General features: G+C 66.9%; 22 protein-coding genes. 14 read left to right on the forward strand and 8 right to left on the reverse strand.

Features of this window, described 5'->3' with window-relative positions:
• The first annotated feature begins 29 nt into the window (after positions 1–29).
• Positions 30–614, forward strand: a complete 585-nt coding sequence (locus ACSQ3O_RS22475; protein ID WP_436140541.1) for a YqiA/YcfP family alpha/beta fold hydrolase — start codon at positions 30–32, stop codon at positions 612–614.
• A gap of 46 nt (positions 615–660) precedes the next feature.
• Here ACSQ3O_RS22475 and ACSQ3O_RS22480 read toward each other — a convergent pair whose 3' ends face one another.
• Positions 661–2,274 (reverse strand): Wzy polymerase domain-containing protein, encoded by a 1,614-nt coding sequence (locus tag ACSQ3O_RS22480; protein WP_436140542.1) that lies wholly within the window; start codon positions 2,272–2,274, stop codon positions 661–663.
• A gap of 121 nt (positions 2,275–2,395) precedes the next feature.
• Between ACSQ3O_RS22480 and ACSQ3O_RS22485 the strand changes: the two genes are divergently transcribed.
• Genes ACSQ3O_RS22485 through mtgA form a run of 4 tightly spaced genes read left to right on the forward strand, consistent with a single transcriptional unit; the run spans position 2,396 to position 7,002 of the window.
• Positions 2,396–4,474: a ribonuclease catalytic domain-containing protein gene (locus ACSQ3O_RS22485; RefSeq protein ID WP_436140543.1), complete on the forward strand. Its 2,079-nt coding sequence runs from the start codon at positions 2,396–2,398 to the stop codon at positions 4,472–4,474.
• Between the two features lie 25 nt (positions 4,475–4,499).
• Positions 4,500–5,360, forward strand: a complete 861-nt coding sequence (locus tag ACSQ3O_RS22490) for an energy transducer TonB (RefSeq protein ID WP_137745815.1) — start codon at positions 4,500–4,502, stop codon at positions 5,358–5,360.
• 44 nt (positions 5,361–5,404) lie between these two features.
• Positions 5,405–6,250, forward strand: coding sequence for a shikimate dehydrogenase (gene aroE / locus ACSQ3O_RS22495; RefSeq protein ID WP_436140544.1), 846 nt, complete (start codon positions 5,405–5,407; stop codon positions 6,248–6,250).
• Between the two features lie 17 nt (positions 6,251–6,267).
• On the forward strand, positions 6,268–7,002 hold the full coding sequence (gene mtgA, locus ACSQ3O_RS22500) for a monofunctional biosynthetic peptidoglycan transglycosylase (protein WP_137745813.1): 735 nt from the start codon (positions 6,268–6,270) through the stop codon (positions 7,000–7,002).
• A 27-nt stretch (positions 7,003–7,029) separates the two neighbouring features.
• On the opposite strand, the gene ACSQ3O_RS22505 is transcribed toward mtgA, so the two are convergent.
• The gene (locus ACSQ3O_RS22505; RefSeq protein ID WP_436140545.1) at positions 7,030–8,484 is read right to left on the reverse strand and encodes a cytochrome P450; all 1,455 of its coding nucleotides are present in this window, start codon (positions 8,482–8,484) and stop codon (positions 7,030–7,032) included.
• A gap of 76 nt (positions 8,485–8,560) precedes the next feature.
• Here ACSQ3O_RS22505 and ACSQ3O_RS22510 point away from each other — a divergent pair, with 76 nt between their 5' ends.
• Genes ACSQ3O_RS22510 through ruvC form a run of 4 tightly spaced genes read left to right on the forward strand, consistent with a single transcriptional unit; the run spans position 8,561 to position 11,879 of the window.
• Complete coding sequence (locus ACSQ3O_RS22510; RefSeq protein ID WP_436140546.1) at positions 8,561–9,472, forward strand: helix-turn-helix domain-containing protein; 912 nt, start codon at positions 8,561–8,563, stop codon at positions 9,470–9,472.
• A gap of 31 nt (positions 9,473–9,503) precedes the next feature.
• The gene (locus ACSQ3O_RS22515; RefSeq protein WP_298449631.1) at positions 9,504–10,277 is read left to right on the forward strand and encodes a lysophospholipid acyltransferase family protein; all 774 of its coding nucleotides are present in this window, start codon (positions 9,504–9,506) and stop codon (positions 10,275–10,277) included.
• A gap of 2 nt (positions 10,278–10,279) precedes the next feature.
• On the forward strand, positions 10,280–11,272 hold the full coding sequence (locus tag ACSQ3O_RS22520; RefSeq protein ID WP_436140547.1) for a phosphatidate cytidylyltransferase: 993 nt from the start codon (positions 10,280–10,282) through the stop codon (positions 11,270–11,272).
• Between the two features lie 58 nt (positions 11,273–11,330).
• Positions 11,331–11,879 carry a crossover junction endodeoxyribonuclease RuvC gene (gene ruvC / locus ACSQ3O_RS22525; RefSeq protein WP_137745809.1) on the forward strand — a complete coding sequence of 183 codons (549 nt, stop codon included), beginning with the start codon at positions 11,331–11,333 and terminating at the stop codon, positions 11,877–11,879.
• 153 nt (positions 11,880–12,032) lie between these two features.
• Here the strand turns inward: ruvC and ACSQ3O_RS22530 are convergent, their stop codons facing one another.
• Positions 12,033–12,785, reverse strand: a complete 753-nt coding sequence (locus ACSQ3O_RS22530) for a M48 family metallopeptidase (RefSeq protein ID WP_436140548.1) — start codon at positions 12,783–12,785, stop codon at positions 12,033–12,035.
• Between the two features lie 320 nt (positions 12,786–13,105).
• Positions 13,106–13,591, reverse strand: coding sequence for a CZB domain-containing protein (locus ACSQ3O_RS22535; RefSeq protein ID WP_063459170.1), 486 nt, complete (start codon positions 13,589–13,591; stop codon positions 13,106–13,108).
• A 201-nt stretch (positions 13,592–13,792) separates the two neighbouring features.
• On the opposite strand from ACSQ3O_RS22535, the gene ACSQ3O_RS22540 reads away from it, so the two are divergent.
• Positions 13,793–14,827, forward strand: coding sequence for an LLM class flavin-dependent oxidoreductase (locus ACSQ3O_RS22540; RefSeq protein ID WP_436140549.1), 1,035 nt, complete (start codon positions 13,793–13,795; stop codon positions 14,825–14,827).
• Positions 14,828–14,834: 7 nt separating this feature from the next.
• Here the strand turns inward: ACSQ3O_RS22540 and ACSQ3O_RS22545 are convergent, their stop codons facing one another.
• Positions 14,835–15,584 carry an SDR family NAD(P)-dependent oxidoreductase gene (locus ACSQ3O_RS22545; protein ID WP_436140550.1) on the reverse strand — a complete coding sequence of 250 codons (750 nt, stop codon included), beginning with the start codon at positions 15,582–15,584 and terminating at the stop codon, positions 14,835–14,837.
• A 247-nt stretch (positions 15,585–15,831) separates the two neighbouring features.
• Between ACSQ3O_RS22545 and gspF the strand changes: the two genes are divergently transcribed.
• The 3 genes from gspF (at position 15,832) to ACSQ3O_RS22560 (ending at position 18,384) form a co-directional block, all read left to right on the forward strand.
• Positions 15,832–17,064: a type II secretion system inner membrane protein GspF gene (gene gspF, locus ACSQ3O_RS22550; protein ID WP_436140551.1), complete on the forward strand. Its 1,233-nt coding sequence runs from the start codon at positions 15,832–15,834 to the stop codon at positions 17,062–17,064.
• A gap of 4 nt (positions 17,065–17,068) precedes the next feature.
• Positions 17,069–18,004 carry a 5'-nucleotidase gene (locus tag ACSQ3O_RS22555; protein ID WP_436140552.1) on the forward strand — a complete coding sequence of 312 codons (936 nt, stop codon included), beginning with the start codon at positions 17,069–17,071 and terminating at the stop codon, positions 18,002–18,004.
• Between the two features lie 101 nt (positions 18,005–18,105).
• Positions 18,106–18,384, forward strand: a complete 279-nt coding sequence (locus tag ACSQ3O_RS22560) for an EF-hand domain-containing protein (protein WP_436141164.1) — start codon at positions 18,106–18,108, stop codon at positions 18,382–18,384.
• A 78-nt stretch (positions 18,385–18,462) separates the two neighbouring features.
• Here ACSQ3O_RS22560 and ACSQ3O_RS22565 read toward each other — a convergent pair whose 3' ends face one another.
• From ACSQ3O_RS22565 to ACSQ3O_RS22575, 3 genes are all read right to left on the reverse strand, one after another.
• Positions 18,463–18,894 carry a hypothetical protein gene (locus tag ACSQ3O_RS22565; protein ID WP_137745802.1) on the reverse strand — a complete coding sequence of 144 codons (432 nt, stop codon included), beginning with the start codon at positions 18,892–18,894 and terminating at the stop codon, positions 18,463–18,465.
• 339 nt (positions 18,895–19,233) lie between these two features.
• Positions 19,234–19,728 carry a DUF1854 domain-containing protein gene (locus ACSQ3O_RS22570; protein ID WP_137745801.1) on the reverse strand — a complete coding sequence of 165 codons (495 nt, stop codon included), beginning with the start codon at positions 19,726–19,728 and terminating at the stop codon, positions 19,234–19,236.
• Between the two features lie 20 nt (positions 19,729–19,748).
• Positions 19,749–22,055, reverse strand: a complete 2,307-nt coding sequence (locus ACSQ3O_RS22575; protein WP_436140553.1) for an ABC transporter ATP-binding protein — start codon at positions 22,053–22,055, stop codon at positions 19,749–19,751.
• Positions 22,056–22,303: 248 nt separating this feature from the next.
• Here ACSQ3O_RS22575 and ACSQ3O_RS22580 point away from each other — a divergent pair, with 248 nt between their 5' ends.
• Positions 22,304–24,502, forward strand: coding sequence for a cyanophycin synthetase (locus tag ACSQ3O_RS22580; protein WP_436140554.1), 2,199 nt, complete (start codon positions 22,304–22,306; stop codon positions 24,500–24,502).
• Positions 24,503–24,578: the final 76 nt, after the last annotated feature.

The following is a 24,578-nucleotide window of genomic DNA, read 5'->3' on the forward strand; positions in this document are numbered from 1 at the left end:
TGCCTGCTTGCTTGCCTGTCTGTCTGCCAATGACCACCACCCACCTTCTGTACCTGCACGGCTTCCGCTCCTCGCCCCTGTCGGCCAAAGCCCGCCAGATGGCGGCGCATGTGGCAGCGCACCACCCGGCTGTCACCTTCTGGTGCCCGCAGTTGCCGCCTTCTCCAAAGGCCGCCATGGCGCTGATTGCACAGGGCATTGCCAGCTGGCCCCGCGCGGCCATGGCGGTGGTGGGGTCGTCTCTGGGTGGGTTTTATGCCAGCTGGGTGGCCCAGCAGGCGGGCTGCCCCAGCGTGATGCTGAACCCCGCCGTGGACCCCGCCCGTGACCTGGCGCGCTACATCGGCGAACAGACCACCTGGCAGAACCCCGCAGAGCGCTTTTACTTTCTGCCGGAGTACATCACCGAGCTAGAGGCCCTGGACATGCGCGGCCGCCCTCCCGCAGGCCCGGAGCTGGCCATCATTGCAAAAGGCGACGAAGTGCTCGACTGGCGCGAAATGGCAGGGCGCTACCCCAAGGCCCGGCAGATCGTGCAAGAGGGCGGAGACCACGCGCTGGGCAACTTCACCGATTACCTGCCGCAGGTGGTGGAGTTTCTGGACCTGGCCTGAGCCCCACCCCGCCCCGCCCCGCCCCGCCCCGAGGCGAAAGGCTACGCTACCGAGCCCCCGACGCCCTGGCAGCCCCCGGCCCCTTCCAGCGCTCGTATTCCGCCGGGTAGGCAATGCGGTAGCGCTTCATATGGAACGCAGCCTCGTCATCTTTGCCCAGCAGCACGGCACTTTCAATCAGCGCCTGGATGACACGGGGTTCGGGCGAGAAGTGCAACAACTCCCGCGCCAGCAGGTTGATCTGTGGGGCTGTCTCGCGGGTGAGCGCAATGGTGGACAACAGAGCAAAGTCCACCTGGTCTGAGAAGAACAGCGTGTCGGACACCTTGGACATGGTGTCCTCCTGGTACGCCGCTGGCCGTTGCGGCAGCGGCCGATACAACATGCCGATCCGGTAGTGCTCCCACAGCACCAGGGTACCCACAGCGGCGGCGCCCGCCAGCACCAGCATGGCCGCAGCCTTGGTCGTACGCGCCGCAGCCCAGCTTGGGGTTGCCTGCGGCCACCACAGCAGCGCCACGGCCATCACAGAGACCACCTGGAAAGGACCATACCAAAGTGGAAACTCCAGCAGGCTGTGCACGCCCACAATGGCCAGCACGCCCCACGCCAGCTGGCGCAGCGGGTCAGTTTCGGCCCATGGCCGTGCGTGCACCACCCAGGCCGCCACAGCGGCACACACCAGCACGGCCACTGGCACACCCAGCTCCACGGCCAGCTGCAAGGGCAGGTTGTGGGCGTTGTCTAGCAGCACGCAGAACCGCTCACCCGGGAACAAGGTGATGTAGTGCGCGTAGTCCAGCTCGCCCCAGCCCCAACCCAGCCAGGGCTTTTGCGCAATCAGGTGCAACACATTGGCCCACAGGACGCGGCGGCTGTTGCAGCCCTGTTCGTCCCCCAGAATGCGCGTAAAAAGGCCATCGGTGCTGAACCCGGTCCACTCCAGCAACAGGCGCGGCAACAGCCAGGCGGCCCCCACGTACATCAGCACACCCACCAGCGACAGCCCCACGGCCACACGGCCACCACGGCGCTGCCACCACACCAGCAAACCCACCACCACCAGCCACTGCAGGGCGCCAGTCCGCGAAGCGGTCGCCGCACTGGCAATAGCCAGCAATGCCAGCCCCCAGGCCAGCAGCAGCCCCACCAGCCAGGACGGCCAGGGCCGCCCGCCGCCCAGCAAGGCGTTTTGCGCCGGGCTGGCCTGGCTTCCGCCCTCCAGCCGCGCCTGAAGCTGGACCACCAGCCACAGCAGCGACCACACCCCCAGGCTCAGCAACGACGCCTGTTGATTGCGTTGGCGCAGGTTGCCAATCGCCTGGCCTGGCGCAGAGGGCTGCACCCAGGGCGCAAGGCCCAGATCCCCGCCAAAGAACTGCGCCAACCCGATGCCACCACCCAGTGCGCCCGCCAGCACCAGCCCCAATGCCAGGTGCGATGCCATGAAAGTCCGCGCATCCGCACGGGACGCCCCCCCCCGGGCAGCGCCGCGCACGTGCCAGGAGCGCGCCAGCATCAGCAATAAAAGCACCAGGCCGCAGGACCACGAGGCCACAACTGGCCAGAAATTGAAAATGGGAGCCTCGGTGTAGCCAAACACAAAGGGCAGCGTCAGGGCCAGAAGAAACAGGGGCGCGGCAACAGCATCAAAAAGCATGGGGCTCACTCAGAGAGGATTCAGCGCTGGGGCGGTGCCGGCGAGGTGGTGCGCATCATAGGGGCTGGCCGCCACCCCGTGTCCGGGCGAGCCGGTGCAGGCCCATGGGACAATCGCCGCCATGCACGCATTGTTTGAAGAAGCCGGCAAATTCCTCGCCGGCCGTATCCTGTCCGAAGCCGACACATCCGCCCAGATCGAGCTGGACTCGGGCAAACGGGTCAAGGTCAAGGCCGCCCACATCCTGCTGAAGTTCGAAAAACCCGCCCCGGCGGAACTCATCGCCCAGGCCCAGGCCGTGGCCGAGAGCATCGAGCTGGACTTGGCGTGGGAGTTTGCTCCCGAAGACGAATTCGGCTTTGCCGACCTGGCGCGGGACTACTTCTCCGAAAACGCCACCCTGGTCCAGCAGGCCGGCGCCCTGTTCCGCCTGTACGACGCGCCGCATTACTTCCGCCGCGCGGGCAAGGGCCGGTTCAAGAAGGCATCGGCCGAGATCCTGCAGCAGGCGCTGGCCGCCATCGAGAAGAAGAAGGCCCTGCTTGCACAGATCGACGAGTGGGCCGCAGCGCTCGGACGCGGCGAATGCCCGCAGCCCATCCGCGACCAGCTTTACAAGATCCTGTTCAAGCCCGACAAGAACGCGCCCGAGTACAAGGCCGTGGTCGATGCCAGCCGCGCCACGCACACCGCGCCGCTCGACCTGCTGCAAAAGGCCGGCGCCATCGACTCGGCCTACCAGTTCCACTGGAAGCGCTTTTTGTTCGAGAACTTCCCCAAGGGCACGGGCTTTCCGGCGGTCACGGCACCCGTCATTGCCGATGAGCTGCCGCTGTCCACCGCGCAGGCGTACTCCATCGACGATTCGCAGACCACTGAAATCGACGACGCGCTGTCGGTGCAGGGCCTGGGGTCTGGCACCGTGGTGCTGGGCATCCACATCGCGGCGCCCGGCCTGGCGATCCAGCCGGGCAGCGCCATCGACCAGCTCGGCCGCGCGCGCCTGTCCACGGTGTACATGCCGGGCTACAAGATCACCATGCTGCCCGACGACGTGGTGCAGACCTACACCCTGGACGAAGGCCGCGCCAACCCGGCCGTGTCGCTCTACGTCACCATCGACGAGGCCACGCTGGAATTCAAGGGCTCCGAGACCAAGCTGGAGCACGTGCACATCGCCGCCAACCTGCGCCACGACCAGCTCGACAGTGTGGTGACGGAAGAATGGCTCAGCAACCCAGCGTTTGAGCACCAAAACGACCCCCACCGCCTGTCCGAATTGCGTGGGCAGCTATCATTTTTGCACCGCCTCGCCAAAGACCTCAAAGCCCGCCGCGAAGTCGTGCGCGGCAAGCCCGAGAACTTCAACCGGCCGGACTACAACTTCCGCCTGGTCGGCAACAACGGTGCTGAGCCCACGGGCGACGAGCAGGTGCAGATCAGCGTGCGCCAGCGCGGCGCGCCCCTCGACCTGATCGTGGCCGAGGCCATGATCGTCGCCAACAGCACCTGGGGCAGCTGGATGGCCGAGCTGGGCGTGCCCGGCATCTATCGCAGCCAGGCCAGCATGGCGCCCGGCGTGAAAGTGCGCATGGGCACCAAGGCGCTGCCGCATGCTGGTATTGGCGTGAAGGCTTATTCGTGGGCCACGTCGCCCCTGCGCCGCTACACCGATCTGGTCAACCAGTGGCAGATCATTGCCTGCGCCCGCCACGGCAAGACGGCTGCGCTGGCCGCGCCCTTCAAGCCCAAGGACGCCGACCTGTTCTCCATCATCAGCAGCTTCGATGCCGCCTACGGCGCCTACAACGGCTACCAGGCGGGCATGGAACGCTTCTGGACGCTCAAGTATGTGGAGCAGAACGGCATCACCGAGCTGAACGCCACCGTCTTCAAGGAAGGCCCGGGCGGCAGCTTTTTGGTGCGGGCGGATGACATTCCACTGGTCTTCCCCGTGCTGGGCGCGCAGAACCTGCCGCGCGGCGCGCGCCTGAAGGTCAAGCTGGGCGAGGTGGACGAGATCACCCTCGACATCCACGGCACCGTGATCGAGCGCCTGGACGACCCGGCAGACACCAGCGACGACGGCCCGGTGGAAGACGCCGAGGAAGACGACGACACCGTGGCCGGGCCGATTGCGATTGCAGTGGACGTGAACGAGGCACCCGCCGACGCCGCTGCGGCAGCCCCTGCCCCCTGACCCCGCCCCCTGATAATTGCTGGCGATGAAACTCCCCGCCTTCCTCCGCACCATCACCACGTTGCAGCTGGCGCTGGGCGTGTCCATTGCCGTGCACGCCGCGCTGATCTCCGTGCGCTTCATCGACCCCGAGGGTTTCAACCGCGTGTTCCAGGACACGCCGCTCGAAGTCATCCTGGTCAATGCCAAGTCCAACGAGCGCCCCGACAAGGCCCAGGCCATCGCCCAGGCCAACCTGGCGGGCGGCGGCGACGCCGAGAAGGGCCGGGCCACCAGCCCCCTGCCCTACACGGCACTCACGGCCGTGGGGGACGACTACGAAGAAGCGCAGCGCAAGATGGATGCGATGCAAGAGCAGCAGGCGCAACTGCTGGCCCAGCTGCGCAAGCAGCTCGCCACCATGCCCGAGCCCGACCCGCGCAAGCCCAGCCAGAGCGCCGACCAAGCCAACGAGCAGGAAAAGCGCCGCCAGCTGGTCAAGCTGCTGGCCGAGATCGAAAAACGCATCAACGAAGAAAACTCGCGCCCCAAGAAGCGCTACATCAGCCCCGCCACACGCGAAGAGGCCTACGCCGTCTACTACGACGCGCTGCGCCGCAAGGTCGAGGACAAGGGCACCGAGAACTTCCCCGAACAAGCCGGCCGCAAGCTGTATGGCGAGCTGACCATGATCGTCACCGTCAACCACGACGGCCGCGTGCTGGGCACCGAGATCGTGCAAGGCTCGGGCAACAGCACCCTGGACCGCCGCGCCGAGGCCATCGCCCGCGCCGCAGGGCCCTTTGGTGCCTTCGGCGCCGACATGCGCAAGAAGGCCGACCAGATCGCCATGGTGGCGCGCTTCAAGTTCACCCGCGACCAGACCCTCGAAACCACCGTCCGGTAGTTCCCGGCGCGGCCCCGCAAGGGCCACCCGCACAAGCTTTTGTCATGAGCCAAACCCCCGATCTGTACTGCGTGATGGGCAACCCCGTGGCGCACAGCCGCTCGCCCGCCATCCACGCCCGTTTTGCCGAACTGACCGGTGAAGCCATCGCCTACGAACGCCGCCTGGTGCCCATGGACGGTTTTGCCCAGGGCGTGCGCGCGTTTGCCGCCGAGGGCGGGCGCGGCTGCAACGTCACCGTGCCATTCAAGACCGAAGCGCCGGCCCTGGCGACCGAATGCAGCGAGCGCGTGCAACTGGCGGGTGCGGCCAACACCCTCACCTTTCGCGCCGACGGCAGCCTGTATGCCGACAACACCGACGGCCTGGGCCTGGTGGCCGACATCACGCGCAACGCGGGCGTGTCGCTGGCCGGGCGCAATGTGCTGCTGGTGGGCGCAGGGGGCGCCGCCGCAGGCGTGCTGGGCCCGCTGCTGCTGGCGGGGGCCCGCCACATCACCGTGGCCAACCGCACCCTGGCCAAGGCAGAGGCGCTGGTGCAGTCGCACAGCGCCCTCGCATTGCTACAAAAAGCAGAGCTAGAAGCACTAGAACCACGCGCGGTAACGGCCAATTTTGATGTGATCATCAACGCCACGGCCAGCAGCTTGGCCGGAGCCGGGGTGCCCGTGCCCGCCACCGTGCTGCGCCCGGGCGCACTGGCCTACGACATGATGTATGGCCCTGCGGCGCAAGGCTTCCTCGACTGGGCGCGCCAGCACGGCGCTGTGCCCCGTGACGGCCTGGGCATGCTGGTGGAGCAAGCCGCCGAAGCCTTCTTGCTGTGGCGCGGCGTGCGCCCGCCGTCGGCCCAGGTGCTGCGTGAAATGCAGCAATCTGCTGCCGCCTGAACCCCGGGGAAGCCACCATGAAAGCCGTGTTGCGCTGGCTGGGACTGCTGGTGATCGCCTTCGTGGCGCTGCAGCTGTTTTTTGTGCTGCGCATTGCCGCCATGGTGGTCATCAACCCCGAATCCACCACCTTCCAGCGCTCCGAAGCCTGGGCGCTGCTGGCCACCAAAGGCCATGTGCCCTGGCGCCAGCAATGGGTGCCGTATGCGGACATCTCTGACCACCTCAAGCGCGCGGTGATCGCGTCGGAAGACGATGGTTTTGTGAACCACGACGGCGTGGACTGGACAGCCATCGAAAAAGCCTGGGAGCGCAACGCCAAGGCCGAAGCCCAGGCCAGCAAGGCGCAGGCCCGCGCCCCCGAGCGCCCGGTGCGTGCGCCCAAGATCCGGGGCGGCTCCACCATCACCCAGCAACTGGCCAAGAACCTGCTGCTCTCGGGCGAACGCACGCTGCTGCGCAAGGGGCAGGAGTTTGTGCTCACGCTGGCGCTGGAGCAATTGCTCTCCAAGCAGCGCATCCTGGAGATCTACCTCAACAACGTGGAATGGGGCGAAGGCGTGTTCGGCGCCGAGGCCGCTGCGCAGCACTACTTTCGCAAGAGCGCCAGCCGCCTGGGCACCACCGAAGCCGCCCGCCTGGCGGTGATGCTGCCTGCGCCCAAGCGGTTTGAGAAAACGCCCGGGTCAGCGTATCTGGCGGGGCGCACGCGCACGATCCTGGGGCGCATGGGCGGCGCGGAGTTGCCCTGAACTTCACCCACCGCTAAGCAGCGCGCCTTATTGCCCCTGCGGCGCATCGCGCCGCTGCAGCCACAGCGCAGACGTCCCCTCTGGCCGCAGTGTCACTTGAAACCGGGGCGCTCCCACGGCGCCCCCCACCGGCAGCCGCACCGTGTAGCGCTGCAGCAGCATCGCCGCCAGCAGCGTCATCTCCAGCATCGCAAAGTGCTGGCCAATGCACACACGCGGGCCCAGGCCGAACGGAATCCACGCGCCCCGGGGGATGGGTGGCGCGCCGTCCAGAAACCGCTCGGGCGCAAAACGGTCCGGCTCGGCAAACCAGCGTGCATCCCGGTGCAGCACCCTGGGGGTGATGCGCAGCATGGCGCCCTGGGGCACTGGCACGCCGCCCAGCGTGATGGGCGCGGTGGTGCGGCGGCTCATCAGCGCGGCGATCGGGGGGTAGAGGCGCAGCGCTTCTTTCAGCGTGGCGCCCAGCCAGGGCAGCTGGGCCAGATGCTCGGGGCCGGGGGTGCCGCCCTGCAGCACAGCATCGACCTCGGCCTGGGCGCGCTGCGCGGCCTCCGGGTGCTGGGCCATGAGCAGGGTCCACCACAGCAGCGTGGTGGCACTGGTTTCGTGCCCGGCCTGGAAGCTGACGATGCACTGGTCGAACACCTCTTGCGCCGACAAGGCCTCGCCGGTTTGCTCGTCGCGCAGGGCCAGCAGCATGTGCAGCAGGTCTGAGCGCTTCTGTGCACCGGGTGCGGCCACCTCGGCCTGGCGGGCATGGATGTGGCGCCAGACCAGCCCCTTCAGCGACCGGATCGCACGCCGCTTGGCCGCCTTGCCCGGCAGGGGCAACCAGTCGGGCAGGGTGAAGGGCATGAACATTTCGCGGAAGGCGGTTTCCGACAGCATCTGCGTGGCCCAGGCGGCTTCGCGCGCATCGGCCTGCGCCGAGGTGCTGAACAGCGTACGCAGGATCACGTCCATGGTCACGTCCGTCCACAGCGCATCCACCGCCACTTGTGCACCGGGCTGGCCCAGCGGTACGGCAGCGTCGAGCGCACTGCGGGCGGCATCGGTCATCAGCTGCGCGTAGCCTGCCACCCGCTTGGGGGTGAAGGCAGGCATCAGCATGCGGCGCTGGCGCTGCCAGGTGGCACCCTCGGTCACCAGCACGCTCTGGCCAAACACTTCCTCGAACACCTCCATGCCACGCTCCCAGCGGATGAGCTGGTCGGCATGGGTGACCAGTGCCTCGCGCACCAGGTCAGGGTGCATCAGGTCCCACGCATCTTCATAGCCCAGGCGCATGCGGGTGAGGTCGCCATGCTCGCGCTGCAGTTGGGTGACAAAGCCCAGGTAGTCGGCCCGCATGGCACGCAGCAGTGGCAGGCCCCACCAGCGGCTGCGCGGGCCGCCGGGCTGAATGGGCGTGGGTGGAACAGTGGGGGCGGAAGCAGAGGCCGTGGCGGCAGGCGCGACAGGGGCGGTGGTCGAGTTCATGCCACGCATGCTGCAGCGCAGCAGCCGGGCCGTATTGAACGATTGCGACAGCCCCCGTCGCCTACACTCGCGCCCCATGGCAAGCTTGGCCCCCCTCTCCCCCCGGCATCCCGCCGGGCTGATCCCCTCGGGCGAGCTGTGGCTGCCGCGCGCCAGCCTCACGGCCTGCCTGCGTGCTGCCATGGCGCGCAGCACGGTGGGCCATACGCTCAGCGATGCACAGCGCATCAACCGCTTTCCGGCCTCGCCGCTGTGCAGCCTGAGCTGGTGGTTTGAAGGCCGCAGCGAGGCCCTGGTGGCCGAGCGCCCCGACACCATGCCCACGCAGCACAGCCCGCGCGAGGCCTACCCCGGCCGCTGGGTGCTGGCCGGCCCGCAGACCCGCCCCACCTCCAGCTACTGCGCAGGCCCCACGCACGCCATGATGGTGATGTTCATGCCCGACGCGCTGCACCAGCTCACCGGCGTGGACCCGGGTGCCCTGACCGACCGCATGGTGGACGCGCAGTCGCTGTTGCCGCCCGACTGGCTGGCGCTGTGCGAGGCAGTGCAGAACCTGCCGGACAACGCGGCCCGCCTGCAGTACCTGGAAGACTTTCTGGAGCCCCGCTGGCAGACCTGCCGCCCCGCCCAGGCGCTGCCCACCCAGCGCTACGGCGACTGGGCCGCACACCTGGCACAGCGCGCCGCCCTGTCCTCCCCCGGCCGCAGCCTGCGCCAGCTGGAGCGGCGCATCAAGCGCTGGGCCGGGCTGCCCCTGCGCGAGCTGCGCGGCTTTGGCAAGGCCGAGCAGGCGTTCTTCGACACCATCGCGGCCGAGGCTGCGCAGGGCTCGGTCAAATGGGCCGATGTGGCAGCGGGCGCGGGGTTCTCGGACCAGTCGCACCTGTGCCGCGTCACGCGCCGCATCACGGGCTACGCGCCACAGGCGCTGTACGACGGCATCTATGGCGACGAGGCGTTCTGGGCGTATCGCATCTGGGTGTGAGCGACACGCATGGCCCCGTATGATCCGCGCCATGCTTGCCAAGTTGATGAGTTTCCTTCTGCTGGGGATCGTGCGGTTTCTGACCGGCTCCCAGGCCCGCTGGTATGGCTGCCCGCCCAAGGCCGAGCAGCGCATCTATTTCGCCAACCACCAGAGCCATGCCGACATGGTGCTGATCTGGGCCGCGCTGCCCGAGGAGCTGCGCAGCATCACACGCCCCATCGCGGCCAAGGACTACTGGACCAAGACCCCGTTTCGCCAGTGGATCACCACGGCCGTGTTCAACGCCGTGTATGTGGACCGCCAGGCCACACCCGCCCGCCCACCCGCCCCGGTGACGGCAGAACCCGTGGGGGTGATCGACGGCATGGCTGCCGCGTCGTCCGAAGCCGACACCGCAATGGCAGGCGGTCCGGACCCGTCCCCCGAAGCCCCACCGCGCGCGCCCACCCCCGAAGAACTGCGCGCTGCCCTGCCCGAATCCGACCCGCTGGCGCCCCTGGTGCGGGCCCTGGCCAGTGGCGACTCCATCGTGATCTTCCCCGAAGGCACACGCGGCCATGGCGATGAGCCGCAGTCCTTCAAATCCGGCCTGTTCAAGCTGGCGCAGATGTTCCCGCAGGTGGTGTTGGTGCCCGCCTGGATCAACAACGTGCAGCGCGTGATGCCCAAGGGCGAAGTGGTGCCCGTGCCCATCCTGTGCTCCGTGACGTTTGGTGCGCCGATCCAGCTGGAAGTGGGTGAAGAGCGCCGCCCCTTCCTCGACCGCGCACGCAGCGCCGTGATCGCCCTGCGGGAAGTCTGAACATGAACAACTTCCTTCGCGGATTGACCGCCACCCAGCAGATCGGCGCCCTCTTCCTTGCCGTGTTCGGCATCCTGTCCATCGTCACTGTCTGGGCCTTTGTGCGCAATCTGCGCGAGCACGCAAGTGACGACCCCGAATCCGAAGCCCGCGTGCTGGAGGCCAAACGCTTCTGGGGCCTGCTCAAGACCTCATGGATGATGGCCACCGTGTTCTGGGTGGGCTGGGTGCTGGGCGACACCGTGGCCACGGTGCTGTTTGCCATCGTGGGCTTTTTTGCGCTGCGCGAGTTCATCACGCTGTCGCCCACGCGGCGCGGCGACCACCGCAGTCTGGTGCTGGCGTTCTTCGTGGTGCTGCCGCTGCAGTTCTGGATCGTGGGCAGCAAGATGTTCGACCTGTTCACGGTGTTCATCCCGGTCTACGTGTTCCTGGCGCTGCCGGTGGTGAGCGCGCTGGCCAACGACCCGCAGCGTTTTCTGGAACGCAACGCCAAGCTGCAGTGGGGCATCATGGTCTGCGTATATGGCATGAGCCATGTGCCCGCGCTGCTGTTGCTCGACTTCCCGGGCTACCGCGACAAGGGCGCGTTCCTGGTGTTCTTCCTGGTGTTTGTGGTGCAGACCTGCATGGTGGTGCAGCACCTGCTGGGGCGGCGCTTTCCGCACAAGCCCGTGGCGCCGCAGGTGAGTCAGAGCTTCCAGTGGACCAGCTGGCTCGCTGGCGTGGCCGTGGGCGGGCTGGTGGGTGGGCTGCTCACTTTCATCACCCCCTTCAAGCCCGGCCAGGCGCTGGGCATGGCCCTGCTGGCCTGCGTGGCGGGCAGCCTGGGGCACTTGGTGATGAAGGCGCTCAAGCGCGACCGGGGCATCACCAGCTGGGGCATGCAGGGCATGTCGGTCACCGGTGCGGGCGGCCTGCTCGACCGGGTGGACGCACTGTGTTTTGCCGCCCCCGTGTTCTTCCATTCGGTGCGCTGGTACTTCGGACTTTGATCAAAAAAGGCCGTTTGCGCGCAACCACATTGCCCAAATAGCTATTGAATTTATAGCAATGCGTATTCTTGGCATCGACCCCGGCCTGCAGACCACCGGTTTTGGCGTGGTGGACGTGGACGGACACCGGCTCAGCTACGTGGCCAGCGGCACCATCCGCACCACCACCCTCGCACTGGGCGACCTGCCCGGGCGCCTGAAGATTCTGTTTGACGGCATCACCGAGGTGGCGGCACGCTACGAGCCCGATGTGGCCTCGGTCGAAATCGTGTTCGTCAACGTCAACCCCCAGTCCACCCTGCTGCTGGGCCAGGCACGCGGCGCCGCCATCACCGCCCTGGTGGCCAGCAATTTGCCCGTGGCCGAATACACCGCTCTCCAGATGAAAAAAGCTGTGGTCGGCCACGGCCGTGCGGCCAAGAGCCAGGTGCAGGAAATGGTGCGTCGGCTGCTGCAACTGCCCGGGCTGCCCGGCACCGATGCGGCCGACGGTCTGGGCATGGCCATCACCCACGCCCACGCAGGTGCTGCCATGGGGCGACTGGGCGAAGCGGCCACGCTGAACCGGCGGCAGCATGCGATGTACAAGGGGGGGCGGAGCTACTGACACCGGAGACCAGAGGGCAGAAGGCGGAAGGCGGAAGGCGGGCCATGCGCCTGCGCTGCCAATGTCACCGGCCAGCCTACATCCGCCAGGCAAAAAAATACCGCGCCCGAAGACGCGGTACAGCCCACCAGGGTTGTCAGCCGTTGCGCAAGCTTACGCCATCTGCGTCTTCATCCGTTCCGCCCGCTCCTTGGGCGACGGGTGGGTGGACAGGAAATTGCTCGAATCCCCGCCTGACATCGCGGCCAGCTTCTCCAGCGCCGTCACGCAGGCCTTGCCGTCGTAGCGCTTGGCTTTCATGAAGCCCATGGCGTAGTCGTCGGCCTCGCGCTCGTTGCTTTGGGAGTGCTGGGCGCGCACCACTTTTTCAAACAGGTCGCCGAGTTGCGAGCTGGCCACCGCACCGGCCTTGCTGTTGCTGGAGGCCACGGCGTTGCGCAACGCGCTGGTGCGCAAGGCGGCCTGGATGCGGGCCTTGCTGTGGCCCATTTTGACGTGGCCGATTTCGTGGCCGATGACGTAGCGCACTTCGTCGTCGGTGAACTTGTCCATGAGGCCCGAGTACACGCGAATGGTGCCGTTGGCCATGGCAAATGCGTTGGTGTCGGGGGTGAGGTAGACCTTGAAGTTCATCTTCAGGCCGTCGTAGGTGCCCAGACCGGCCGTGAGCTTGTTCAGGCGCGAGGCATAGGGGTTGCCTGCGGGGGCGATGCGGTTCTGGCGGTCGCTCTCGGCGGCCATCTGGTCAAAGGCGGCTTTGACTTCTTCGTCGGTCAGCGACTCGGATTTTGCCAGGTCCTTGCCTGCATCGAGCACCTTGCCCAGGTCGAACTGTGCCCACACAGGGGATACGGCGCTCACGCCAGATGCCAGGGTGGCGAGCGTCAACAATTTACGGCGGTCCATCGGGATTCCCTCTTTTTATCGTGCTGGTTTGTGTCTGCACCAACGCCAGCGCCCAGGCCGATACCTGGGGGGCGGTGCGCGCCGCAGGATAGCCATGCCATCGCGGTTTCTGGCACCGGGGCATGTCTGCAGATGTAAGAGCTGTGTGCCGATGCTGGTGGACTGCGGCCAGACAGGTGGGCGCAGGGGCTATGCACTCAGCACGGTGCGTGCAAAAGCCCGGTTAAAACCAGTGCCTGCGCTTTTCATCAAGCGTTAATAGCTATCAAAGACAGAGCGAACAGCGGCACAAGCGCCGGGCCATGCGCGGTGTGCGAGGCTCAGCGCCCCAGACCGCGCTTGAGTTCCTTGAGCAGCAGAAGCACCTGGTTGGAGGCGTGGCGGCAGCTGCTGTTGAGCAATTGCACCGCCTTTTGCTGCTCGCCGGACTGGAACAGCGTGACCACGTCGGCGGCCTGCTGGTGGAAGTATTTGTGGCGGGCCACCAGCATCTCGAACGCCGGATAGTGCCCAAGCCGCACGCGCCCCGTGCCATACAGCCAGCGGCCCAGGTCGCAGCGGTCATCGTGGCAGATGCGCTCGGGCCGCATGACCTCGTCGGAGCGGCCGTTGACCATGTCCTGCAGCTGCAGGCGCCAGCGCTCGTGGCTGGCAATGGCGGCATCGATGTCGATTTCGGTCATGAGGGTGGCCGCGTATTCCGCGTCCAGCACCAGTTCGCTGCCGTTGTCCTCCATCGCCCAGGTGGTGTCAGGGCTGGTCGGATCCTGCTCCTTGATCTTGAACAAACGGCTGAAAAAACCCATCGTCATCCCTTTTGCGGCCACTGTCCGCGCACACCGGAACATGCCCGCGCGGAAAAGTCTTGAAACATTCTGTGGCGCCATCGCCGTTTTGGCTACCAAAAAATGTCCCGGCCGTAAAAAACGCGCCGGGCAACCCTTCAGGCCTTGCCAGCTCTGCCCGGGCGCCAGCACAAAGGCGCCAGTGGCCAGACAATGCGGCCCATGACTTCTACCTCCCGCCGCCCCGCCCTGTCGATGCTGGACCTGGTGGCCGTCCGCGAAGGCGGCACCGTGGCCGATGCCCTGCAGATTGCATTGCGTACTGCACAGCACGCCGAGAAACTGGGTTTTGCCCGCTACTGGCTGGCCGAACACCACAACATGGCAGGCATTGCCAGCTCGGCCACGGCCGTGCTGGTGGGGCACATTGCGGGTGGCACCTCGCGCATCCGCGTGGGTTCGGGTGGTGTGATGCTGCCCAACCACGCGCCGCTGGTGGTGGCCGAGGCCTTTGGCACCCTGGCCGAGTTGTATCCCGGCCGCATCGACCTGGGTCTGGGCCGCGCGCCCGGCACCGACCCGGCCACCATGCGCGCGCTGCGCCGCAGCCGGGTGGAGACGGCCGATGATTTTCCGCAGGACGTGGCCGAACTACAGCGCCTGCTGGCCCCCGCCGAGCCCGGCCAGCGTCTGATTGCCATGCCGGGTGCGGGTACCAATGTACCGATCTGGCTGCTGGGCTCCAGCCTGTTTTCGGCACAACTCGCTGCCGAGCGCGGCCTGCCCTATGCCTTTGCCTCGCACTTCGCGCCACGCCTGCTGCACCAGGCGATTGACCTGTACCGCCAGCTCTATCGCCCCTCTGCCGCCTGGCCCCAGCCCTATGTGGCGATTGGTGTGCCGCTGATCGCGGCGCCCACCGATGAGGAAGCGGAGTTTCTGGCCAGCAGCACCTACCAGCGGGTGCTGGGCATCCTGACGGGCGACCGGCGCCGCCTGCTGCCCCCGGTCGAGAACTACGCCGCGCGCCTGCAACCGCAGGAACGTGCAGCCATCGGCGACTTTCTGGCCGCTGCCGTGATCGGCGGGCCGGACACGGTGCGCGCAGGCCTGGCGCAACTCAGCGACGCCACAGGCGCCGACGAGCTGATGCTGGTGAGCGATGTGTACGACCCGGCGCTGCGCTTGAGGTCGCTGGACATTGCCGCGCAGGCCCACAGCGCCCTCGGCGCCCCAGGCCAGGTGGTGTCTGCGTGAAGAGCGCTCAACGCGCCAGGTAGCCCCCGTCCACCGGGTAATACGCCCCGGTCACGAACGACGCCTTGACCGATGCGAGCCAGGCCACCAGCTCGGCGACCTCTTCCGGCTGCCCAAGGCGCCCGACAGGGTGAGCGCCCATCAGCATGGCGTGGATGCCCGCATCCTGCTCCAGCCCGCTGATCATGGGCGTGTGGATGAAGGCCGGACCGACGGCATTGATGCGCACGCCCTGCGCGCTGTATTCCAGGGCCGCCGCCTTGGTCAACCCCACCACGCCATGCTTGGCGGCGGTGTAGGCCGGGGCCGTGGCAAAGCCGACGGCGCCCAGGATGGACGCCATGTTGATGATGCTGCCACCACCGTTCCTGAGCATGGCCGCGATCTGGTACTTCATGCCGTAGAACACGCCCGACAGGTTGATGTTGATGACCTGGGCCCAGCCGTCCAGCGGGTAGTCGGCCGTGGGTGCCTGGGGCCCACCAATGCCCGCGTTGTTGCATGCGATGTCCAGGCGGCCATGGTGGGCCACGGCGCGGCTGACCAGGGCCTCGCAGTCCTCGGGCCTGCCCACATCGGCCGCCACAAACAGGGCGTCGCCCCCAGCGGCCCGCACCATGGCAGCAGTCTCTTCGCCCGCCCGCACGTTCACGTCCGACACCACCACCCGGGCACCCTCGCGCGCCCACACCAGAGCAATTGCACGCCCGATGCCCGACGAAGCACCTGTGACCAACGCGACCTTGTTCCTCAGCATGAAAGACTCCTTGTCCGTCCAGAACGCCTGCAGCCCGGTGCCGCAGACCACGTCTTATTCTGCGTACCCGGCGCTTCAAGGTCTTGACTTGGGTCATCTCGCAGGCGGGGGCGTGGCCTGGTGCGGAGCGCCCCGGGTAACGGCTACCATCAGGGGCTGCAGCGATCCCGCCCGCGATTTCTTGTTGTTATTCGCCTGTGGTGGGACCACCTGATTTCCCTGACACCGCCCAACCGCCCACGCCCGCATGCCCGCTTTTTCCTTTGAAGCCCTGGACGCCCAGGGCCAGACCCGCAAGGGCCTCATGGAGGCCGACACCGCCAAGGCGGCGCGCAGCCTGCTGCGGGCCCAGGCCCTGGTGCCGCTGGCGGTGGAGCTGGTGCAGACCGGCCAGTCGCAGGACGGCCGCGCCGCCAGCCTGGGCCAGCGCCTGTTCACACGGCCCGTGTTCAGCGCCAATGCCTTGTCCATCTGGACGCGGCAGATCGCGGGCCTGGTCTCTTCGGGGCTGCCGCTGGAGCGGGCGCTCACAGCGCTGTCCGAAGAGGCCGACGACGAACGCCAGCGCCACCTGGTGGCCGCGCTGCGGGCCGAGGTCAATGCCGGATCGACCTTTGCACGGGCCTTGTCGCAGCACCCGCGCGAGTTCTCGGACATCTACTGCGCCGTGATTGGCGCGGGCGAGCACAGCGGCAACCTGGGCCTGGTGCTGGAGCGGCTGGCCGACGACCTGGAAGAACGCCAGGCGCTCAAGGCCAAGCTGGTGGGTGCAGCGCTCTACCCGGCCATCGTCACGCTGGTGGCCATTGCCATCGTGCTCTTCCTGGTGGGGTATGTGGTGCCGCAGGTGGCCAGCGTGTTTGCAGGCACCAAACGGGCGCTGCCGTTCCTGACGGTGGCCATGCTGGGCCTGAGCGCATTTGTGCGCAACTATGGCTGGGTAATGCTGGGAGCCATCTTGCTGGCCGCCGTGGGAGCCCGGTGGGCGCTTGTGATTGACCCTGTGCGCGAAAAATTTGACGCCGCCTGGCTGAAGCTGCCTCTGGTGGGCAAGCTCGCCCGGGGCTACAACGCGGCCCGGTTTGCAGGCACGCTGGCCATGCTCTCGGGTGCGGGCGTGCCCATCCTCAAATCCCTGCAGGCCGCAGCCGAAACCCTGAGCAACCGCGCCCTGCGCGCCGACGCACTGGATGCCCTGGTGCTGGTGCGCGAAGGTGCGCCCCTGGCCTCGGCGCTGGCGCAGAAAAAACGCTTTCCCGGCCTGCTGTCGATGTTTGCGCGCCTGGGCGAGCAAACCGGCCAGCTGCCTGTGATGCTGCAGCGCGCCGCACGCCAGCTCTCGACCGAAGTGCAACGCCGCGCGATGGCGCTCGCCACCATCCTGGAGCCGCTGCTCATCGTGGGCATGGGCGGCATCGTGATGCTGATCGTGCTGGCCGTGCTGCTGCCCATCATCCAGCTCAACCAGTTTGTGAAGTGACCTTATGGCTGTAACACTGGACGACAAGCTGGTGGTGGCGATCTCCTCGCGCGCGCTGTTCAACTTTGAAGAAGAAAACCGCGTCTTCGAGAAAGACAACGACCGCGCCTATGTAGACCTTCAGCGTCAGCGGCTGGATGTGCCCGCCGCGCCGGGCGTGGCGTTTTCGCTGGTGCGCAAGCTGCTCGCCTTCAACACATCGGAGCACCAGCGCGTCGAGGTAGTTCTGCTCTCGCGCAATGACCCGGTGAGTGGCATGCGCGTGTTCCGTTCGTGCCATGCCCATGGGTTACCCACCATCCAGCGCGGCGTGTTCACACAGGGGCGCGACCCGTTCCGCTACCTGCGGCCGCTGGGCGCCCACCTGTTCCTGTCGGCCAACGAAGCCGATGTACGCGAAGCCCTGCACCTGGGCTACCCAGCGGCGCGGGTGGTGACCGAATCCATGCAGGCAGGCGACGCCAACCCGACCGAAGTGCGCATTGCCTTTGACGGCGACGCCGTGCTGTTCTCGGACGAAGCCGAGCGCGTGTACCAGGCCGAGGGCCTGGCGGCCTTTCAGCAGCACGAGACCGACAAGGCCTCCCTGCCGCTGCCCGACGGCCCCTTCAAACCCCTGCTGGCAGCCTTGCACCGGCTGCAGTCCGCCGGGGAGGCGGGCGGCACCACGGGCATGCGTATACGCACCGCCCTGGTCACGGCCCGCAGCGCGCCGGCCCACGAGCGCGCCATCCGCACGCTGATGGACTGGGACATCAACGTGGACGAAGCCATGTTCCTGGGCGGGCTGCCCAAGGGCGAGTTCCTGCGCGAGTTCGAGCCCGACTTTTTCTTCGACGACCAGACAGGCCATGTGACCTCGGCCGCGCGCCATGTGCCGGCCGGGCATGTGAGCAGCGGCATCTCCAACACCGTGCCGCAACGGGCCGCCGGGAACTGACTGGCCGGTTCGTGGTCTGTCTGGGTGCGGGCCAGGGTCCGCATCCAAGGAGCCCCCTTTTGCACACCAACACCCTCCGGGCCTGCGTGGCCGCCCTCTGGATCGGCGCCTGCAGCGTCGCATGGGCCCAGACACCCGACGCTGATACGCCCCACCCCGCCCCCAGCAAAGGCGAAGCCAAGGCGCAGCGCGACTTCAAGATGCTGGACTTCAACGGCGACGGCAAGCTCAGCCGCACCGAGGTGCAGCTGTTCCCCCGGCTCGCGGCCGCGTTCGATGACGCAGACACCGACAAGGACGGTTTTGTGTCGTATGAGGAAGTGCGGGTCTTCGCCGCCAAGTACCGGGAGCAGCGGGCCGCCTCGTCACCCCGGCCGTGATGCCGAGGGAAGTATGAACAAAATGAGCTGCTACCGCGCGACCATCAAGCGCAAATAGCTATTAAAACAATAGCAATCTCACAACCCGCCGGTACGCTTGACCTTGGGGTCTGAGTAAGTGAGCGGCTCATTCTTGACCTGCTGCGCCATACGCTCCTGCAAGGTCATCTTGTTGATGTCCTGCGCCACCTCCACGGCCGTGCCGCTGGCCCGCCACATCGACTGGATGAGTTCCAGCAGCTGCTTGTAGATGGGCTCCTTGGGTGGCTCGGGCGGCTCTTCCACCGTTTCTTTTTTCTTGACCTCGGTCCAGTCCCGGTTCGTCACATCCGGCGCGGAGGGCTTGTCGGGCTCGCGCACGATGGCACCCTCACCCATCCGGTCCATGGACTCGACAGGATTGGGCGCATTGATAGGCCGCACTGGCGGCGCGCCGGAGGCGCCAGTGGAATACAAATCAGCGCCCTGAGGACGCCAACTCGGCGATCGATCGACAGGTGGCATTTGCATGGCAGTGGCCCCGAAGGTGGATGAATGTGTTTCGACGCGCAGAGGGTTTTCCGCCGTCTTCGTAATTCATAACGGCAAAAAGAAGGGGAAATTTAGGTCTTTTTCACCGATTGACCCAAATTCAGGGTTTTCACTTAGTTTTCAGCAGATCTTCGGGCCATGCAGCAGCCTGATCCAGCGCAAAACTGCTGATTGAGCGCGCGAACGAGCACAACCACGGCCTGTGCCTGTGGTTTTGACGCTTTGTGGCAACGCCCCGCGGAACGCCCGGAGGCTGTCAGCGCAGGGGAAATGCGAGGAAAAGGGGCCGCTGCCGAGGATCTGCAGGGCCCGGGCCGGTCAGAGGAAACGTTCCAGCAGCTTGCGCGAGTGCCGGTCCAGCGCGGTGGTGTCCTTGACGCGGAACTGCATGCCGTCTCCCCCAGCGATCAGCAGCCGGGTGCGCCCGCCCAGGCGGCGGATGTCCTCTTCGGCCTTGAGCACCAGGCTGGCGGGGCCCCGGTCGGTCTCCACCTGCCAGGTGCTGGGTGTCGAAAAGCTAGACACCGCAATGATTTTTTCGATAGTGGGCACAAACTCGCGCACCGCCAGCTCCTCGTCGATGAGCTGCCGGGTCGGGCCTGTCACCTGCTCCAGCCGGGGAATCCACAGCAGCTCATGGCCGTCCGCACCCACCAGCGAGAGGCCCTCGCCGGGCGCGGCGATGGGAAAGGCGCGCACGGGCGTCACGCCTTCATGCGCCGTGCCGTCGGCCAGGGTCAGGACCAGGCGGCCATGCGGGTTGCGGGCCAGCTGGAAGGAGGGAGCAGGCGATGGGGTCAGGGATGCATTCATGGCAGGGCGCTCGCGGTGTCTCAGGGGTTGCCCGCAGGGTGGGCCGGGTGCAGCAGGCTGCTGTCGATGATCACGCCCGCGGCCTGCGCGTCTTCCTCGGCACGGCGGGCCTGGGCTTCGTACAGCCGCCAGTAGGCGCCCTGTTTTTCCATGAGTTCGTCGTGCGGGCCCACTTCCACCACCTCACCCCGGTCCATCACCACCAGGCGGTCGGCCTTGCGCAGGGTGGACAGGCGGTGGGCAATGGCAATCGTCGTGCGGCCTTGCACCAGGTTGTCGAGCGCCTTCTGGATTTCCTTTTCGGTCTCGGTGTCCACGGCCGAGGTGGCCTCGTCCAGGATCAGGATGCGCGGGTCGATCAGCAGCGCGCGGGCAATGCTGATGCGCTGGCGCTCGCCGCCGGACAGGCCCTGGCCGCGCTCGCCCACCAGCGAGTCGTAGCCATGCGGCAGGCGCAGGATGAACTCGTGCGCGTGGGCAGCGCGGGCGGCGGCCACGATTTCCTCGCGCGTCGCCTCGGGCTTGCCGTAGGCGATGTTTTCGGCAATCGTGCCGAAGAACAGGAAGGGTTCCTGCAGTACCAGGCCGATGTGGCGGCGGTAGTCGGCCACCGCAAAGCGGCGGATGTCGATGCCATCGACCTGGATGGAGCCGTCGCTCACGTCATAAAAGCGGCTGATCAGGTTGACCAGCGTGCTCTTGCCCGAGCCACTGTGGCCCACCAGGCCAATCATCTCGCCGGGGCGGATGTCCAGATCCAGCCCCTTGATGACGGCGCGGCTGCCGTAGCGGAAGCCCACGCCCTGCATGCTGATGGCGCCCTGCACCTTGTCCACCTTGACGGGCTGGGCAGGGTCGGGGACGTTGCTCACGTGGTCCAGGATGTCAAAAATGCGCTTGGCGCCAGCGGCGGCCTTTTGCGTGACCGAGACGATGCGGCTCATCGAATCCAGCCGGCCATAGAAACGCCCGATGTAGGCGATGAAGGCCGTGAGCACGCCCACCGTGATCTGATTGCGTGACACCAGCCAGATGCCAAAGGCCCAGACCACCAGCAGGCCGATTTCGGTCAGCAGCGAGACCGTGGGCGTGAACAGGCTCCAGGTCTTGTTGAGCTTGTCGTTCACTTCCAGGTTGTGCTGGTTGGCGTCGCGGAAACGCTGGGCTTCGCGCTTTTCCTGGGCGAATGCCTTCACCACGCGGATGCCGGGGATGGTGTCTGCCAGCACGTTGGTGACCTCAGACCACACCCGGTCGATCTTTTCGAACCCGGTGCGCAAGCGGTCGCGCACGGTGTGGATCATCCAGCCGATGAAGGGCAGCGGCACCAGCGTGACCAGCGCCAGCCACGGGTTGATGGAGAACAGAATCGCCGCCGTCATCACGATCATCAGCACATCGGTGATGAAGTCGAGCGCGTGCAGCGACAGGAACACGTTGATGCGGTCGGTTTCCGACCCGATGCGCGCCATCAGGTCGCCCGTGCGTTTGCCGCCAAAGTAATCCAGCGACAGGCGCAGCAAATGCTCATACGTGGTGGTGCGCAGGTCGGCGCCAATGCGCTCGGACACCAGCGCCAATATGTAAGTGCGCGCCCAGGAGAGGCCCCATGCCAGCAGGGCCGACATCAGCAACCCGCCCAGGTACAGCATCACCAGGCCTGGATCAATCTTCTGCCCGTTCTGGAACGGAATCAGGATGTCGTCCATCAGCGGGATGGTGAGGTAGGGCGGCACCAGCGTGGCGGCGGTGGACGCCAGCGTCAGCCCAAACCCGGCCGCCAGCTGCTTGCGGTAGGGGTGGGCAAAACGCCACAGGCGCAGCAGCACCCAGGTGGAAGTCTGCGGCGGCTGGGCGCGGGCGCAGGCCGGGCATTCATCGGTGTCGGGCGGCAGCGGGGTGTGGCAGGTGGGGCAGGCGGGCTCGTCGGCTTCGTCCTCGGCACCGCTGTCGCCCCGGGCACTTTGCTGCTCGAAACGCTGCACCAGGCGCAGCGCCTGCGCATGGTGCGCCAGGGTAAATCGCCACAAGGCCAGGCGCTCGCCGGGGTTGTGCAGCTCCAGGGAACCCACACCGCCGTGGTCGTGCAGCTTGAGCGCCAGGCCCTCACCCAGGGGCCAGCTGCGCCAAGCCGTGGTGCCCGGGTCGCAGGCCAGCAGCCGTTCGGAAGTCACCACCACCCACCCTGTGGCAAACCGCAGTGCCGTGCTCAGGTCAACCTGCAGTGCAGCCAGCACGTTCTCTTTGGAAGCGAGCATGGCCCGCAGATCGGCCCCCACAGGGCCAGAAAAGACACCCGAGGCGTCCACAGAATGGTGATGTTGCATTTTTGGTTGGGTTTTCCGTCACCGGCGGCCTGTGTTGGCCCACCTCGCGAAAGCGAGAATTCTCACCGATACTGCACGCCACGGTGCGACGGCATCCAGCTGTAACGTCTGCGGCGGCCATTTGGCTGACACTGCGTACAGCCCCCGGACTGGCGCACAATCATCGTCCAGCAAAGTTCCCTTCCCCCTTTTCGTCCCTTTTTCCACGCAAAGCCCTTACCAGGCCGGAAACACACCCGCTGCACTCCATGGCGAAACTCAACGACATCCAACTGCTTCGCATCAACTACCTGCGGGGCCCCAATATCTGGACCTACCGGCCGGTCCTGGAAGTCTGGCTGGACCTGGGCGAGCTGGAGGACTACCCCTCCAACACCATCCCCGGCTTCAATGACCGCCTCACTGCCTGGCTGCCTGCCTTGATCGAGCACCACTGCGGCGTGGGCGAGCGCGGCGGCTTCCTGCAGCGCCTGCAGGAAGGCACCTGGTGCGGCCATGTGCTGGAGCACATCGTCATTGAATTGCTGAACCTGGCGGGCATGCCCACCGGCTTTGGCCAGACACGCAGCACCAGCCAGCGCGGCGTGTACCGCATGGTGTTCCGCGCCCGCGACGAGAGCGTGGCACGCGTGGCACTGGCCCAGGGCCATGCGCTCATCATGGCGGCCATCAACAACGAGCCTTTCGACGTGGCCGCCGCCGTGGCCCGCGTGCGCACCGAGGTGGACGACCAGTACCTCGGCCCCAGCACCGCCTGCATCGTCACTGCTGCCACCGACCGGGGCATCCCCCACATCCGCCTGAACGACGGCAACCTGGTGCAGCTGGGCTACGGCGCCAGCCAGCGCCGCATCTGGACGGCCGAAACCGAATTCACCAGCGCCATCGCCGAAGGCATCGCCAGCGACAAGGACCTGACCAAGGGCCTGCTCCAATCCTGCGGCGTGCCCATCCCTGAAGGCCAGGTGGTCAACAGCCCTGAAGAAGCCTGGGAGGCAGCGCAAGACATCGGACTGCCCGTGGTGGTCAAGCCCTCGGACGGCAACCACGGCCGGGGCGTGACGCTGGACCTGCACAAGAAGGAAGACATCGAAGCCGCCTACCACGTGGCCTACCCCGAGGGCAGCGACGTGATGGTCGAGCGCTTCATCCCCGGCGATGAGCACCGCATCCTGGTGGTCGGCGGCAAGGTGGTTGCCGCCGCACGCGGCGAGGTGGTCAGCATCACCGGCAATGGCCGAAACACGGTCAAGGAACTCATCGACAGCCAGCTCAACTCCGACCCGCGCCGGGGCTACGAAGAAGAGTACCCGCTGGAGATCATCGACCTGGCCACAGACACCAAGGTGCAGCTGGAACTCAAGCGCCAGGACCTGGGCGCCGACTCGGTGCCCGCTGCAGGCCGCCAGGTGGTGGTGCAGCGCAACGGCAACGTGGCCGTGGACTGCACGGACGACGTGCACCCCGAGGTGGCCTACATCGCCCAGCTGGCCGCCAAGGTGGTGGGCCTGGACATCGCGGGCATCGACATGGTGGCGCGCGACATCTCCAAGCCCCTGCACACTCAGGGCGGCGCGATTGTTGAAGTGAACGCAGGCCCCGGCCTGCTGATGCACCTCAAGCCCGCCGTGGGCGCCCCCCGCCCCGTGGGCCAGGCGATTGCCGAGCACCTGTTCCCCTCCGAAGGCGACGATGAAGGCCGATCTGCAGGCATAGGCCGCATCCCCCTGGTGGGCGTCGCAGGCACCCGCAACACTGCCACCATCTCGCGCGTGGTGGCCTGGCTGCTGCACCTGAGCGGCCACCACACCGGCCTGGCCTGCCGCGACGGCCTGTTCCTGGACCGCCGCCGTGTGGAAGCCACCGACTGCGCCCACTGGGAAGCCGCCCACCGCCTGCTGATGAACAAGATGGTGCAGGCCGCCGTGATCGAAAGCGACGCCCGCACCATCCTGCGCGACGGCCTGGCCTACGACCGCTGCCAGGTGGGCGTGGTGACCGACATGGACGGTGTGGAAACCCTGGTCGAATTCGACGTGCACGAGCAGGACCAAATGACCAAGGTGATGCGCACCCAGGTGGACGTGGTGCTGGCCGAAGGCGCTGCCGTGCTCAACGCCGCCATCGCCCAGGTGGCCGACCTGGCCCCGCTGTCCGACGGCGATGTGGTGCTGTATGCGCAGGACGGGACGCTGCCCGCCATCGCCGAGCACCGCGCCAAGGACAACGGCCGCGCCGTGTTCGTGAAAAACGGCCACGTGGTGCTGGCCACGGGCAGTGCCGAGCATGTGCTGGGCTCGCTGGCGGACCTCACCTTCGGCCGCAACGCGGTGGTGCCCGACACCGAGGCCCTGCTGGCCGCCGTGGGCACCGCCTGGGCGCTGGACATTGCGCCGGATCTGATCGGCGCAGGCATCAAGACCTTCGAGCCCGAGCTGCCCGCCTGACGCCTCCCCCGCACAGCCACACACGCCTTCGACTGGAACGCGGCCCACGAGCCCCGACGACTACTGAAAGAAATCC

This window comes from Acidovorax sp. LjRoot74 (assembly GCF_964254355.1).
In the GTDB taxonomy this organism is placed as follows: domain Bacteria; phylum Pseudomonadota; class Gammaproteobacteria; order Burkholderiales; family Burkholderiaceae_C; genus Acidovorax.

Bases quoted from the DNA above. Each gene is read 5' to 3' on its own strand.
- ACSQ3O_RS22475 (WP_436140541.1), top strand. From the start codon at position 30: ATGACCACCACCCACCTTCTGTACCTGCACGGCTTCCGCTCCTCGCCC.
- ACSQ3O_RS22480 (WP_436140542.1), bottom strand. From the start codon at position 2,274: ATGCTTTTTGATGCTGTTGCCGCGCCCCTGTTTCTTCTGGCCCTGACG.
- ACSQ3O_RS22485 (WP_436140543.1), top strand. From the start codon at position 2,396: ATGCACGCATTGTTTGAAGAAGCCGGCAAATTCCTCGCCGGCCGTATC.
- ACSQ3O_RS22490 (WP_137745815.1), top strand. From the start codon at position 4,500: ATGAAACTCCCCGCCTTCCTCCGCACCATCACCACGTTGCAGCTGGCG.
- aroE (WP_436140544.1), top strand. From the start codon at position 5,405: ATGAGCCAAACCCCCGATCTGTACTGCGTGATGGGCAACCCCGTGGCG.
- mtgA (WP_137745813.1), top strand. From the start codon at position 6,268: ATGAAAGCCGTGTTGCGCTGGCTGGGACTGCTGGTGATCGCCTTCGTG.
- ACSQ3O_RS22505 (WP_436140545.1), bottom strand. From the start codon at position 8,484: ATGAACTCGACCACCGCCCCTGTCGCGCCTGCCGCCACGGCCTCTGCT.
- ACSQ3O_RS22510 (WP_436140546.1), top strand. From the start codon at position 8,561: ATGGCAAGCTTGGCCCCCCTCTCCCCCCGGCATCCCGCCGGGCTGATC.
- ACSQ3O_RS22515 (WP_298449631.1), top strand. From the start codon at position 9,504: ATGCTTGCCAAGTTGATGAGTTTCCTTCTGCTGGGGATCGTGCGGTTT.
- ACSQ3O_RS22520 (WP_436140547.1), top strand. From the start codon at position 10,280: ATGAACAACTTCCTTCGCGGATTGACCGCCACCCAGCAGATCGGCGCC.
- ruvC (WP_137745809.1), top strand. From the start codon at position 11,331: ATGCGTATTCTTGGCATCGACCCCGGCCTGCAGACCACCGGTTTTGGC.
- ACSQ3O_RS22530 (WP_436140548.1), bottom strand. From the start codon at position 12,785: ATGGACCGCCGTAAATTGTTGACGCTCGCCACCCTGGCATCTGGCGTG.
- ACSQ3O_RS22535 (WP_063459170.1), bottom strand. From the start codon at position 13,591: ATGGGTTTTTTCAGCCGTTTGTTCAAGATCAAGGAGCAGGATCCGACC.
- ACSQ3O_RS22540 (WP_436140549.1), top strand. From the start codon at position 13,793: ATGACTTCTACCTCCCGCCGCCCCGCCCTGTCGATGCTGGACCTGGTG.
- ACSQ3O_RS22545 (WP_436140550.1), bottom strand. From the start codon at position 15,584: ATGCTGAGGAACAAGGTCGCGTTGGTCACAGGTGCTTCGTCGGGCATC.
- gspF (WP_436140551.1), top strand. From the start codon at position 15,832: ATGCCCGCTTTTTCCTTTGAAGCCCTGGACGCCCAGGGCCAGACCCGC.
- ACSQ3O_RS22555 (WP_436140552.1), top strand. From the start codon at position 17,069: ATGGCTGTAACACTGGACGACAAGCTGGTGGTGGCGATCTCCTCGCGC.
- ACSQ3O_RS22565 (WP_137745802.1), bottom strand. From the start codon at position 18,894: ATGCAAATGCCACCTGTCGATCGATCGCCGAGTTGGCGTCCTCAGGGC.
- ACSQ3O_RS22570 (WP_137745801.1), bottom strand. From the start codon at position 19,728: ATGAATGCATCCCTGACCCCATCGCCTGCTCCCTCCTTCCAGCTGGCC.
- ACSQ3O_RS22575 (WP_436140553.1), bottom strand. From the start codon at position 22,055: ATGCAACATCACCATTCTGTGGACGCCTCGGGTGTCTTTTCTGGCCCT.
- ACSQ3O_RS22580 (WP_436140554.1), top strand. From the start codon at position 22,304: ATGGCGAAACTCAACGACATCCAACTGCTTCGCATCAACTACCTGCGG.